This window comes from Mesorhizobium sp. FG116 (assembly GCF_057809835.1).
In genome coordinates, this window is record NZ_JBMDKS010000001.1 from 112839 (window position 1) to 125792 (window position 12954).

The window sequence follows — 12954 nt, forward strand, 5'->3', positions numbered from 1 at the left end:
ACCCTTCCGGAGCAGCCCATGGATCGCAACAGTCCGCATCGGCAAGGGAAAGCGGTCGAGATCAAGGGTGTCTCGAAAGTCTTCGGCACCTTCCAGGCGCTCAAGCCGGTTACCTTCGACATTTACGAGAACGAGTTTTTCACGCTGCTTGGCCCGAGCGGCTGCGGCAAGACCACGTTATTGCGCATGATCGCCGGCTTCGAGCAGCCGACGACGGGTGAAATCGCGCTGCGCGGCGCGAACATCCAGGGACTGCCGCCGCACCGGCGGCGCGTCAACACGGTGTTCCAGAGCTATGCGCTGTTTCCGCATATGACGCTGGAACAGAACATCGCCTTCGGGCTGGAAAATCTAGGCTGGGAGAAGCAGCGCCGTGAGGCGCGCGTGGCCGACATGCTGCGGCTGGTGCACATGGAGAAGTTCGCGGCGCGCAGGCCGCAACAGCTCTCCGGCGGCCAGCGGCAGCGTATTGCGCTTGCCCGCGCGCTGGCACCGGAGCCTGAAGTGCTCTTGCTCGACGAGCCTTTGTCGGCGCTCGACCTGAAGCTCAGGCAAGCGATGCGCGATGAATTGCGGACGCTGCAAAGGCAGACCGGCATCACCTTCGTCTTCGTCACGCACGACCAGGAAGAAGCGCTCGATATGTCGGACCATATCTGCGTTCTGGGCGACGGCGAAATCCAGCAACTGGGAACGCCGGCCGAAATCTACGAGGAGCCGTCAAACCGCTTTGTGGCCGACTTCATCGGCGAGACCAATTTCCTCGACGCGGATGTCGTTTCTGTCGAAGGCGAGCGAGCGACGGTAAAGGTGTCGCTCGGGATGACGCTTAACGCGCCGCAGAAGAAGGCGGAAACCGGCCGCCCGGCCGTGATGTCGATCCGGCCGGAGAAGATCAGCATTCCCGCGCAAGACGGGCAGATTCCGATGGAAGGCACCATCGTCGGGGTCAACTATCTCGGCGGCTACACCTACTACATGGTGGAGACGGGCAAGACGAAGCTGCGCGTTTCGCTGCGCAACAGCTTGTCTCGAAGCGGCATGTTCGAGGTTGGCCAGCCGATCAAGGTGAGCTTCGCCGCCGATTCCGCCAGGGTGCTGGGCGCATGACGCCGCGCCACGAAACCTCCGGCTGGAAAAATCCGGGCTGGAATGTGTGGGGGCTGTTGCCGACCCATCTGATCATGCTTTGCACGCTGATCATTCCGATCGGCATCATCATCCTCGTCTCGTTTTCGACGCGCGGTCCTTATGGCGGGTTCGACTATGTGTTCACGACCGCGCCCTACAAGCAGATCCTGTTCAATGAGGGCTGGAGCGGCGAGCTCGAGTTCAATCCGCAATACCTGATCGTGGTTGGGCGCACGCTGGTGCTGGCCACGGTGACGACGCTGATCTGCCTGCTGTTGAGTTTCCCGGTTGCCTATTTCATCTCGCTGCAGAAGGCATCGCTGAAGGTGGTGCTGATCTATCTGGTGACGCTGCCGTTCTGGGTGTCGATGATCGTGCGGGTCTATTCGTGGATCATCATTCTGGGCAATGACGGGGTGATCGAGAAGACGTTGCGCTTCCTCGGCGTTATCGATGACATGGACAGCCTGCTGCATGGCGACTTCGCCATGCTGGTCGGGCTGGTCTATAGCTATATCCCGCTGATGATCCTGCCGATCTTCGCCTCGATCGAGAAACTAGACGGCGCCTTGGTGGAGGCCTCGCACGACCTTTACGGCAGCCGGTGGACGACCTTGCGCCGGGTGATCGTGCCGCTCAGCCAACCCGGCATGCTCGCAGGCTCGATCCTGGTCTTCGTGCCCTGCCTTGGGGCGGTGCTCGAACCGATGATTCTCGGCGGCGGCAAGACGATGATGATGGGCAATCTGATCCAGCTGCAGTTCGGCCCGGCCCGCAACTGGCCACTGGGCGCGGCCATCTCCATCGTGCTGATGGCTTCGGTGCTGATATTCCTGTTGTGGCGCGGCCTGCGGGCGGTGCGCAAGGAAAGCCGGGAGCTCGCGGCATGACGGCAAAAAGCGATGTCAGGCGCTATCCGGGCTTCGGCCTGTTCAGCATCCTGTTCTTTGTCTATCTCTATCTGCCGATCTCTGTGGTGGTCTTCTATTCCTTCAACGCCAACCGGATCGTGTCCAACTGGGGCGGGTTCTCCCTGCACTGGTATACGGCGGCTCTCTCAAACGCGGCGCTGGTCAATGCCGTCAAGACCTCGCTGTTCGTTGCCACGATCGCCACGGTGGTCTCGACCATCGTGGCGTTGATGGCGGCGCTGGTGCTGGTGCGCGGCAAGCAGGTGCGCTACCGGCGCGTTTCGGAAACGGTGGTGAACCTGCCGCTTTTGCTACCCGAAATCGTCGTTGCCGTGGCGGTGCTGATCCTGTTTTCGGAACTTGGAATTTCCAACGGCCTGCTGAAGCTGACGATCGCGCACACCACCTTCTGCATTCCGTTTGCCTTCCTTCCGATCCGGGCACGGCTGCAAGGCATGGACAGCGACCTCGAGGACGCCGCCCGCGACCTCTACGCGTCAAGCTGGACGGCCTTCCGGCGGGTGACCTTTCCGCTGATCCTGCCGGGCGTGTTCAGCGGCGCGATGCTGGCCTTCGTCATCTCGATGGACGATTTCATCACCAGCAATCTTTTGAACTCGGGCGGCGCGACGACCTTGCCGGTCTATATTTTCTCGCTGATCAAGCAGGGCGTCTCGCCCCAGCTCAACGCCATTTCAACGCTGATCATGATCGCGTCTGTGGTGCTGGCGACAGCGGCGTTCCTGGTCCAGCGCAAGAAGTGATCCAAGAAACGCTCCGGCCGTCAGTTCGAAGCCGACGTCTGCGAATAGACGGCGCGGTAGCGGCCAGAGGTGCCCGGGAATAGGGCGTACTCGACGCCCTTGCGGGTTTCCGCCGTGAAGGCAATTTCCTCGCCGTTGTGCCGCAGCTCCACCAGCCGCCCGCTTGCCGAGTGCAGCGGTAGCATGCCCTGCAGCATGCCGGCGGTGCGTCCGTCCGCCTTCAGGTCGAAGGCTAAAACACCACCCTGCCAGCTCGCAATGTTGAAGGAGGAGGCATAGCGGCCATCGGCCCAGTCGAGCATCTGCTGGACGGAGACCATCGGAACGCCGCGCTTGGTGGCGATCTCCATCAACTGGATGTCGAAGTCGTTGTGAAAGTCGTAGTGGGTGCCGAATGCGCCATAGTAGCCCTCTGGGCCGGTGGCGCGGTCGAGCAAGGCGGCAACGGCGTCCGGCGCGGACGCGAAGACCTCGTCAACCAGATGGGTCTCCTGCTGATAGACGTTGATCAGTTCGCCGTCGGTGTCGCTGAAGCGCATCGGCAGGCCGGAGCCGGTCATGAAACCGGTCTGGCCTTTTATCCAGTCCGTGGGCCAGTAATAGTAGTTCATGTCATAGCGGATGCCCCAGCTGCGGCCAATCTTCGGCTGGCTGGCATAGTCGCTCCAGACGATGCAATGCAGCCGGCTTCCCTGTTGCGGCGACAGGCTCGGGAAGGTCTGGCGAAATTTTTCAAGGTCGCGCGAAAAGGCCAGGTTCAGCGACTGTTCCGACCAGTTGTGGCAGTAGGTGCTGACGTGCGAGCCGATGTCGAAGCCTTGGGCCGCGTAGTTCGCCGCCTGGCGATCCACCATGCCCGATGTCTCGTACATCCATGACGTCGCGCGGACGCACTCCCATTTTGTGGGGTCGCACCCCCTCGGGCTCAAAGCCAGCATGCGGTCGAACGAATCCCGCGTTCCGGAACCCGTGCCGTGATCGTCGGCGGCCATGACCAGCACCGCCTTGGCGCCCTTCGGGAAATACCAGAATTTCGGCAGAGGTGCGGCGTCGTAGGTCAGGTAGGCGATCAGGTTCGACAACAGGCGCATGTTCTCATCCGCCTGCGGAATGGCGATCTTGTCCAGGTTGACGAAATCGGGCTGCGGGTCTCGGGCGGAGGCCCCATAGAACAGGTCGTTGGGCCGAACCGGCTCAAGGCCGTCGCGATCCTGGCCCGCCCAGTCCGGATTGCCCTGGCGGGTCAGAACGGTCGATCGAGCGAGATCGAAGGTGAAGGCCGCTACCTGTCCACCGAGGTCACCTACGCTGCGCACCGTGACGGCGGGTGCATCGGCCGACGAGTCAGCGTTGCGGAAAAGCGCAGCAACGGTACGGACGCCTTCGGACGGCGTGACGATATCGGCGGTACCGTGGAACTGGATCGTCTCGGCGACAAGGCCCTTTGCCGGCGCCGCTGCCGTATCCATTTTCAGATAGCCGTCCTTGATTACGCCTGAGGGAGTGGAGAGGCCGGCAAGTGCCGCAAGGCTGCCCGAGGGCCGCATTGCTATGAGATTGCCGCCCTTCATCACCCACGGCTGCAGTATTGCAAGCTTGCCGGGATCGGAAACCGGGCCCGATATGATTACAACCGAATGGGCGTCGAGCCGGGCATTGTCCAGCTTGGCAATGTCCATACTCAGGAAATTCGTCAATCCTTCGGCGCGAAGGATCTCGCTGTAGAATGTCTCGAATGGGTTTTGCCCCGTCGTGACGAGCAGGATCGGTCCGCCATGGCCTGTAGCTAGTGGCAGCTTTTGCGGAACGGAGAAGTGCCACGCCATCTGCTCGCCCCGGCCAATCTTGATGCCAACCTTGATCTGACCAGGGCTGAGAGGCTGGTTTGGCGTAAAGGTGGCGGTTGTTAGCAGGTCGTCGAATCTGACCGAGCCATTGACGGGGTTGCCGTCGTCGTCGCTGAGGTGAAAATCGACCGTCTCTGCCGATCTGCCGAGCTGGCGGTCGAAACGCACTTGTATGTTGGTGCCTGCCGGGACTTCGATGGTGCCGTTGGCCGGGAACACGGCCGTGATCGATGGTGGCCCGTAGTAGATGCTACGGGCGAAGCGGATGGCGCGTGGGGCCACGGCGAACATGGCCAAGGCGAGAACGCAAATTACTGCAAGGCCAGCCACTTTTGTCCAGGGGCGGGCATTTCGGCAGGACTTCAAAAAACCAAAACCCATCCACCGCGATTCAGACATGAAATCGCCAATCCGATCAGTGAGGCATTGAAAAATTATCTGACGTGCCAGAGAAAGTAGCATCTATGAATGGCGACGCAACAAAGGCGAGATGCCTGCTGCCGCCACCTTATGGCTGTGTTTCGTGCATCGTCTGGAAATATCTGCAAGATTTGGTTCGGACCTAGTCCGGGACTACTCCTTTTTACGTAGACACGAGTTTGCCGCGCCCTGTGGACAGTGTGGATTGATTACAGCGACCCCGCTCTCCCATTAGGCGTCGAAGGGGTGGCGGCAGACTTGCAGATCGGCGCTGATTTGACGGGGCGAAATCGATCTACGCTCGCCTGCGCCAGACATGTGTCTAAGGCACGGAAACCTTGAGGTTTTTCCTTGCGCGAGAGCCATCAAGAGTACGCTTCCAACCCTGCACAAACGGCGTCGCAAAATTCGTCCAAACTCGCAAGCCATTGCATTTCAATGGCAAATATGTTTATATTGAATGATTATTCAATAACAGATGAGCTTGCCATGAACCCGCACATTCGTGATGTGGCCGTTCCAAACGATTGGGACCGCAGGGGTCTGCCGGGCTGGAGTTACCATTCCAACGCATTGTTGGAACTGGAGAAAGAGCACGTCTTCCGCAACCATTGGCAGATCATCGGTCATGTCAGCGACATGCCGAATGCCGGCGATTACCTGACCATGGACGTGCTTGGCGAGCGCGCCCTGGTGGTGCGCGGCAAGGACGGCGAAGTACGCGGGTTCCACAATATCTGCCGGCATCGGGGATCGCGGGTCGTTGCCGACACGCAAGGCACCTGCAAGAACGCGCTGGTGTGCCCGTTCCATGGTTGGGTCTACAATCTCGACGGCACGCTGCGCGGCGCGGCGCGGCCGCGCTCCTTCCCCGATCTCGACAAGACCGAATTCGGCCTGATGCCGATTGATCTGGAAATCTGGATGGGCTTCATCTTCATCCGCTTCCGCAATGACGGGCCGCAGCCGTCGGTGGCGGAACTCTTGAAGCCGATCGAGGCTGAGCTGTCGCATTACGGCGTTGCCGACATGGTGCCGTCGTGGGGGATCTGGACGCAGAAGAGCCAGGTCAACTGGAAGTCGGTGCGCGACGTGGACAATGAAGGCTACCACGTCGCCATGGCACACCCCGCGCTACAGGATCTCTATGGAGCGACCTACTATGACGAGCCGTTCGTCAACGGCGTTTCGCGTTCGTTTGCCACCTACAACCCGCATGCGGGGCGGCGCTGGAGCGTGAAAAACTACATCAAGATCGCGCCCGAGCCAAAGCACCTGCCCGAACACCTGAAGAAGGCATGGATCTACTACGGCATATTCCCGAACGCGGTGATCGCTGCCATGCCGGAATCGGTGCAGTTCTACCAGGAGTTTCCGCTGTCGACGGGCGAGACGCTGCTGCGCGGGGCCATCTACCGCTATCGCGACGAGACGAGGGAACAGGCCGCTGCCCGGTATCTGGCCTTCCGCATCGACCGCGACACGATGGCGGAAGACGTGCAGCTTTCTGTATGGTCGAATGAATCCATGCTGTCGGAAGCTTTTGGCGGGTTCTTCCTCTCCGATCTCGAATACGGCGTGCGCACCCACCACGACCACTTGCGTAAGATGCTGCCTGTTCTCGACCTCGAGACCGCGCCGGACGAGAAGGACATGTGGGGCATCAACGACGCATTGCGCTCGAAGAGCTAAAGCGTGTCGCGATCTTTCAGATTCGCTTCACACGCTTTCGGCCCTTGATTTTATGCGTGTCTCCCGAAACCGGTTCCCACTTTCGAGAGACATGCACCAGACCGCGAAAATCTAAGTTCAGGAGCTAGCGAACAAGGTGGCTGAAGGCGGCCACCACCTCTTCGTATACCTTGCGTTTGAACGGCACGACGAGGCCAGGCAAGTCGGCCATCGGCCGCCAGTCCCATTCATTGAACTCGGCCTTGTGACCGCCCGGAGGCGGGTTGATCTGGATTTCGCTGTCGTCGCCCTCGAAGCGGAAGGCGAACCATTTCTGGGTCTGGCCACGGTAGCGACCCTTGAAGGCGATGCCGACGAGATGCGACGGCAGGTCGTAGTTGATCCAGTGCGGTGCTTCGGCCAGAAGGGTCAGGCTCTTCATGCCGGTTTCTTCAAAAAGCTCGCGATGTGCCGCCGGAAGGGGTTCCTCGCCCTCGTCGATGCCGCCTTGCGGCATCTGCCAAAGCAGGCTCGTGCCGGAAAACTCGCTGTCGGGCTCGGCGATGCGGTGCCCGACCCAGACCCGCCCTTCGCCGTTCAGAACCAGCAAGCCGACACATGGCCTGTAGGGCAGCGTTTCGGGATCGACGGGCTTCCTCTTGGACATGTCCGGATTTTTCCTGCAGGCTCAGCGCTTGTTGGGATCAGCGGCGACAGCCGAGATCGGCACGATTTCGATGCCGCGCATCTTGGCTTCGTTGGCCCATGAGGCGACGGCATCGACGGTGACGTCAAAGGCCGAGCCGGTGCCGATGGCAAAGCCCTTGGCGCGGGCGGTGGCTTCCAGCTCGTCGAGCTTCTTCAAGATGGCGGCCTTGTCCTGCGTGGCATCGATCTGGGTGTCGGCGACGGCCAGCGGTACGCCGTCCTGCGTTGCGAGGTCCGGCGCGCGGCTTCGCGACGAGGAGCCGTCATCAATGTAGCCGAGGCCGCGCTTGGCGAGTTCGGCCATGATCGGCGCCATGGCTCTGTCTTCGGCGGTAAAGCGGGCACCCATGTAGTTCATCACGGCTGTGTAGTTGGTGGTGCGCGAGAGCACGCGGCGCAGGCTTATGAGGTTCTGTTCCGGCGTGGCATCGACAGTTAGCGTGTTGCGGCCCGGATTGATGGTCGGGTAGTCGAACGGCTCCATCGGCATCTGCATGACGATTTCATGGCCGCGGCGGCGTCCTTCCTCCATCCAGCGGCCAATGCTGTTGCCGCCGGACGCAAAGGCCAGCGTCACCTCGGGCGGCAGCTTGGCGATCGCCGACTGGGTGCCGGTCTGCGAGACGGCAAGACCGCCGATGACGATGGCGACGCGCGCACCGCGCGCACCGGACCAAGGCCGGGCGTATACGTCGAAGGGCCGCCTGCCGTCGGCGGCGCGGATGGGCAGCGGACCGGTTTCGCTCTGTTCGATAAGCGCCTTGTCGGGAAGATGCGCGACGCGGAGGTCCTGGCCGACGGCGGAAGGGTCGCGGATGACAATGCCGCCCGAACCGGCTTGGCCCGGGTCAGGTTGGAGGTGGATGATTTGCGGGCCGTCCGGCTTCGATGCCGTCTCGACCTTTGGCGGTGCCGGCGTCTGCGGAGCGGCAGCAGGTTCAGCCGGTGCAGTCACCTTGGGCGTAGTCGTCGCGACCGGTTGGGGATTGCGCAGCGCGGGTTCGCGCAGCGCAATGGCTGCGGACACGCCGACAAGGGCGACTACGGCGAGCCCCGCTATGATCGAACCGCGACTGAGGCTGCGCGACCTGGAAGGCGCACGAGGCCCATCCAGGTCCTGTCCCAGCGGCCGTTCGATATCCTTGATGGCGTCAGGCAAGCAGTATCCCCGAATCAAACTGCCGGAACCTTGCGGTCCCGGCAGAATGGCATTGCTTCGATCGGGTCACCAGACCCTGACGGAGCTTCTACTGGTTGAGCACAGCCTTGTCCGGGTTCGGCGGGAAGGCGGCGTCGGTCTTTTCGCCGCGCAGCAACTGCTCGGCATAGATGAGCTGCAGGTCGTCCTTGGGCTCCGGCGGCACATAGGCGGCCGAGCCGGACCCGGTGTCGCTCTCGTCGGCGCCCTTGATGTGGCCCTTGAGATCGGATTCGCCGCGGGTCAGGTCGCGGCCCTGCAATTCGGCCGGCACCGGCTGGTCTACCTTGATGTCGGGCGTGATGCCCTTGCCCTGGATCGATTTGCCCGATGGCGTGTAGTAGAGCGCCGTGGTGAGGCGCAGGGCCCCGTTCTCGCCCAACGGGATGATGGTCTGCACGGAGCCCTTGCCGAAGGACTGCGTACCGACCACGGTGGCGCGGCGAAGATCCTGCAAGGCGCCCGCGACGATTTCGGACGCGCTGGCCGAACCGCCGTTGATCAGCACGATCAGCGGCTTGCCGTCGATGTCGTCGCCGGCCTTGGCGTCGAAGCGGGTCACGTCCTTGGGGTCGCGGCCACGGGTGGAGACGATCTCGCCGCGGTCGAGGAACGCATCGGAGACGCTGACCGCCTGGTCGAGCAGACCGCCGGGGTTGAGGCGCAGATCGAGCACGTAGCCCTTCAGCTTGTCCTTCGGAATCTGCTTCTTGATCGTCTGGATGGCCGTTTCCAGATCGTCATAGGTCTTCTCGGTGAAGGAGGTGATCTTCATGTAACCGATGTCGTTTTCGACCCGGTACTTGACCGCCTTGACCTTGATGATGTCGCGGACAACCTTGATCTCAAGCGGCTTGTCGGCGCCTTCGCGCAGGATGGTCAGCGTGATCGGCGTCGAGACCGGGCCGCGCATCTTCTGCACGGCGTCGTTGAGGGTAAGGCCCCTGACTTCCTCGCCGTCGATCTTGGCAATGAAGTCGCCGGCCATGACGCCGGCCTTGGCGGCAGGCGTGTCGTCGATCGGCGTGATGACCTTGACGAGGTCGTTTTCCATGGTGACCTCAATGCCGAGGCCGCCGAACTCGCCCTTGGTCTGGACGCGCATGTCCTGGGCTGCTTCGGCATTCATGAAGGACGAATGCGGATCGAGCGAGGTCAGCATGCCGTTGATGGCGTTCTCGACCAGCGACTTGTCGTCGGGCGGGGTCACATATTGCGCCCGCACGCGCTCGAAGATGTCGCCGAAGATGGCCAGCTGCTTATAGGTCTCGGAACCCGCTGCATTTGCCGCAGAGCCGGGTGCGCCATAAACCAGGCTCATGGCAGATGCGCCCATCAGCGCACCGGCAAACAGAAGCGAGAATTTCCGCATCATTTCACGTCCTTCCAGAGAAGCGGTCCGCCCACCACGGGGTCGGATCAACGGGTTTTCCATCCTTGCGGAACTCTACATAAAGTTCCGGCGTGGCATCTACATTTTGTGTCGCCGAGGTGCTTGCCACCCTTGCTTCACCCATCGCGCCGACCGGCTCTCCCGCGAGCACGGATTGACCCGACGCGACGGTTAACCGGTTCATCCCCGCCAGCACGACATGATAGCCGCCGCCGGCATCGAGGATCAAGAGTTGTCCGTAGGAACGAAACGGCCCCGCATAAAGTACGCTCCCGTCCGCCGGGGCGGTTACAATCGCGCCCGATTGTGTCGCAACCATGTCGCCCTGCATCACCGAACCGTTACCGTCGCCGCCGCCGAACCGGCGCTTGATCTTGCCGGTCACGGGCAAGGCAACCTGGCCGCGCAAGGCCGAAAACGGCACCTGATCGAGCAACTGGTTGGCTTCGGGAATGGGCAAGGCGGCTGTTTCCGACTGGTCGACGGCAGCCTTGCGCTTGGCGTCGGTTTCCAGCGAGGCGATCAGCTCCTTCAGGCTCCTCGCCTTGTCGGCGAGGTCCTTCGCCCGCTCCTGCTCGGCTGCGATGGCTTGTTGGGTTTCGGCCTGGAATTTCTTCTTGGCCTCCAGAAGCAGCGTCAGGCGCTGCTTTTCGGCGATCTGGTCGGTTACAGATTCAGTCAGCTTGACCCGTTCGGCATCGATGGAGGCGGTGATGCGCGAATGTTCCTTGAGGTCGGCCATGAGGTCTTCGGTTTGCTCGCGCAGTTCCGGCACCACGGCGCCAAGCAAAATGGCGCTGCGCACGGAAGCGAGCGCATCCTCGGGCTTGACCAGAATTGCCGGCGGCGGGCTGATGCCCATGCGCTGCAGGGCTCCCAGCACTTCGGCAAGCACGTCGCGGCGTGAAGCCAGCGAGGCGCGGATCTTGGCGTCCTGCTCCTTCAGGCCTTCAAGCTTGGCACCGATATCCTCGATGTCCTGGCCGAGCTTCTGCTCGGTCTTGGCGGACTGGATGAGGGCTGCGGTGATGCCGGCGTAATCCTTGCGCACGGAGGCGATATCAGCGGCTAGCCTTGCCATGCGTTCCGACGACAGGGTGATTTCCCTGGTGACGCGCTCATATTCGGCCTGGTTGCTTTGCGGGTCGGGCACGCCGTCGGGAATTGCCTGCGCATCGGCGCGCCCGGCGAAAAGCAAAAGCGCCGAAGCCACGGCGAGGTGGCTGGCACTGAAGCGGGCCTGCTTGACTTGTGCGCGATCTGACATCCGGTCCGACACTAGAGCGATTCTGGTTTCGAATGAATCCCGGGAACCGCTTTCTTCCCGCGCAAATTGATGGAGATTGGGGCGAAAATCCGGGCGACGGTCAATTCCGCCGTCAGGCGCGGTGGTAAGGGTGGCCGGACAGGATGGTGGCGGCGCGGTAGAGCTGTTCGCCCAGCATCACGCGGACGAGTTGATGCGGCCAGGTGAGTTCTCCGAACGAAACCACCAGATCGGCCTGATCGCGCAAGGACTGGTCGTGGCCATCCGGCCCGCCGATGGCAACCACCAAAGCCTTGCGGCCGCCGTCGCGAAACAGGCCGAGACGGCCGGCAAACTCTTCCGATGAGAAGTTCTTGCCGCGTTCATCAAGCAGGACAAGCGCGCTGCCGGCCTGCAATTGGCCTTGCAGCTTCTGGCCTTCCTCGCGCCGGCGCTCGCTGGCGGTCTGGCCGCGGCCTTCGGGGATTTCGGCAATGCCGGTAAATTCCAGGCCAATCGCCGGCCCAGCCTTGGCAAACCGCTCGAAATAGCGGTCGGCAAGTTCCTTTTCGGGGCCGGTTTTCATACGGCCCACGGCATGCACGGAGATTTTCATTCCACGTCCTGGCCAATGACGATTGCGGAAATTGAAACGCAACCTTCACTCGGTGCGAAAACCGGTCCGGTTTTCGACAAGGTTATCCGCGTCCTGCGCTAGAGCGGCTTTGCGAGCACTTCTAGTGCAGCGTTTCTTCCTCCAGGTCCGGCGCCTGCCACATCTTTTCAAGATTGTAGAAGTCGCGAACCTCTGGCCGGAAGACATGGACGATGATATCGCCGGAATCGATCAGGACCCAGTCGGAGCTGGCCAACCCCTCGACGCGCGCATTGCCGTAGCCGGCATCCTTGAGCGCCTTGAGCAGGTGATCGGCAACAGCCGCGACATGGCGGTTCGACCGGCCCGAGGCGATGACCATATAGTCGCCCAGGCTCGATTTTCCCTGAATGTCGATTGAGACGATATTTTCGGCCTTGGAGTCTTCCAGACTGACAAGGACTGTATCGAGGGCGCGGGTATCGCTTGCGCTGATCCCGGCCGGCGAAGGCACGATATCGGCCTTCTTCCGCAGTGCTGTTCTCAGTGTCTTTCCTTTCGCAGCAAGAACAACCAAATCACCAATCAAATCAGGTGACACTGCTTAGATAGGCAGAGTTCCAATACAGTTTCAAGACGCAGATCACATCCCTTTGAACAGTTGATCGTGACGGTTACTTCGTCCTTACGGCGAAGCGCCCGACCAGTCGCTGCTCGGCGATGTCATAGATGAAGATGGCGCGGCCGCCTTCGGCAAGCTCGACGTCCAGCGAAATGCGGTTCCCGGAGATCGATTGCGAGACGATCCTTGCGCCGAGCGGCAAAACGATGTCGCCTTCAATGGGCTGGCCGGCCGGCACCTGGATGTCGCCGGCGATCACCGGGGCGGGTGTCTCGGCGGTGCGCGATTTGTAGACAAGGGCGACGATCACCACCATAAGGGCGAGGAACAGAAGGCCGAGATTGATGCCCATGAAGCGGATGAGCTTCTTGCGCACCTTTTCGACCGACGGATCGAGCGGCTTTTCTTCCTCTTCATCGGCATAAGGCCGGGTCATGGCAACGTCCGG

The 12954-nt window shown here is 61.6% G+C and carries 12 protein-coding genes; 4 read left to right on the forward strand and 8 right to left on the reverse strand.

The features are described 5' to 3' along the window. Positions 1-18 precede the first annotated feature (18 nt). The 3 genes from ACODTY_RS00485 to ACODTY_RS00495 are packed head-to-tail and all read left to right on the forward strand — an operon-like array spanning position 19 to position 2806. Positions 19-1110 carry an ABC transporter ATP-binding protein gene (locus tag ACODTY_RS00485; protein ID WP_488992337.1) on the forward strand — a complete coding sequence of 364 codons (1092 nt, stop codon included), beginning with the start codon at positions 19-21 and terminating at the stop codon, positions 1108-1110. After that, positions 1107-2021 (forward strand): ABC transporter permease, encoded by a 915-nt coding sequence (locus tag ACODTY_RS00490; protein ID WP_488992338.1) that lies wholly within the window; start codon positions 1107-1109, stop codon positions 2019-2021. Before ACODTY_RS00485 ends, ACODTY_RS00490 begins: the two co-directional genes overlap by 4 nt. Continuing rightward, positions 2018-2806 (forward strand): ABC transporter permease, encoded by a 789-nt coding sequence (locus ACODTY_RS00495; protein WP_488992339.1) that lies wholly within the window; start codon positions 2018-2020, stop codon positions 2804-2806. The genes ACODTY_RS00490 and ACODTY_RS00495 overlap by 4 nt, the downstream gene beginning before the upstream one ends. Positions 2807-2826: 20 nt before the next feature. Here the strand turns inward: ACODTY_RS00495 and ACODTY_RS00500 are convergent, their stop codons facing one another. After that, on the reverse strand, positions 2827-4983 hold the full coding sequence (locus tag ACODTY_RS00500) for an Ig-like domain-containing domain (RefSeq protein ID WP_488992340.1): 2157 nt from the start codon (positions 4981-4983) through the stop codon (positions 2827-2829). Between the two features lie 579 nt (positions 4984-5562). Between ACODTY_RS00500 and ACODTY_RS00505 the strand changes: the two genes are divergently transcribed. Then, positions 5563-6765 carry an aromatic ring-hydroxylating oxygenase subunit alpha gene (locus ACODTY_RS00505; RefSeq protein ID WP_488992341.1) on the forward strand — a complete coding sequence of 401 codons (1203 nt, stop codon included), beginning with the start codon at positions 5563-5565 and terminating at the stop codon, positions 6763-6765. A 124-nt stretch (positions 6766-6889) separates the two neighbouring features. On the opposite strand, the gene ACODTY_RS00510 is transcribed toward ACODTY_RS00505, so the two are convergent. The 7 genes from ACODTY_RS00510 to ACODTY_RS00540 form a co-directional block, all read right to left on the reverse strand. Further along, the gene (locus tag ACODTY_RS00510; protein ID WP_488992342.1) at positions 6890-7411 is read right to left on the reverse strand and encodes an RNA pyrophosphohydrolase; all 522 of its coding nucleotides are present in this window, start codon (positions 7409-7411) and stop codon (positions 6890-6892) included. A gap of 21 nt (positions 7412-7432) precedes the next feature. Beyond that, positions 7433-8611: a divergent polysaccharide deacetylase family protein gene (locus tag ACODTY_RS00515; RefSeq protein ID WP_488992343.1), complete on the reverse strand. Its 1179-nt coding sequence runs from the start codon at positions 8609-8611 to the stop codon at positions 7433-7435. Between the two features lie 88 nt (positions 8612-8699). Further along, positions 8700-10025 (reverse strand): S41 family peptidase, encoded by a 1326-nt coding sequence (locus ACODTY_RS00520; protein WP_488992344.1) that lies wholly within the window; start codon positions 10023-10025, stop codon positions 8700-8702. A gap of 1 nt (position 10026) precedes the next feature. Next, positions 10027-11310 carry a murein hydrolase activator EnvC family protein gene (locus ACODTY_RS00525; RefSeq protein ID WP_488992345.1) on the reverse strand — a complete coding sequence of 428 codons (1284 nt, stop codon included), beginning with the start codon at positions 11308-11310 and terminating at the stop codon, positions 10027-10029. Between the two features lie 112 nt (positions 11311-11422). Next, complete coding sequence (gene rlmH, locus ACODTY_RS00530; protein ID WP_488992346.1) at positions 11423-11905, reverse strand: 23S rRNA (pseudouridine(1915)-N(3))-methyltransferase RlmH; 483 nt, start codon at positions 11903-11905, stop codon at positions 11423-11425. Positions 11906-12026: 121 nt separating this feature from the next. After that, entirely contained in the window at positions 12027-12398 is a 372-nt protein-coding gene (rsfS, locus tag ACODTY_RS00535) for a ribosome silencing factor (protein ID WP_488992347.1), read from the reverse strand. Between the two features lie 160 nt (positions 12399-12558). After that, on the reverse strand, positions 12559-12942 hold the full coding sequence (locus ACODTY_RS00540; RefSeq protein ID WP_488992348.1) for a fimbrial protein: 384 nt from the start codon (positions 12940-12942) through the stop codon (positions 12559-12561). Between the last annotated feature and the right edge of the window lie 12 nt (positions 12943-12954).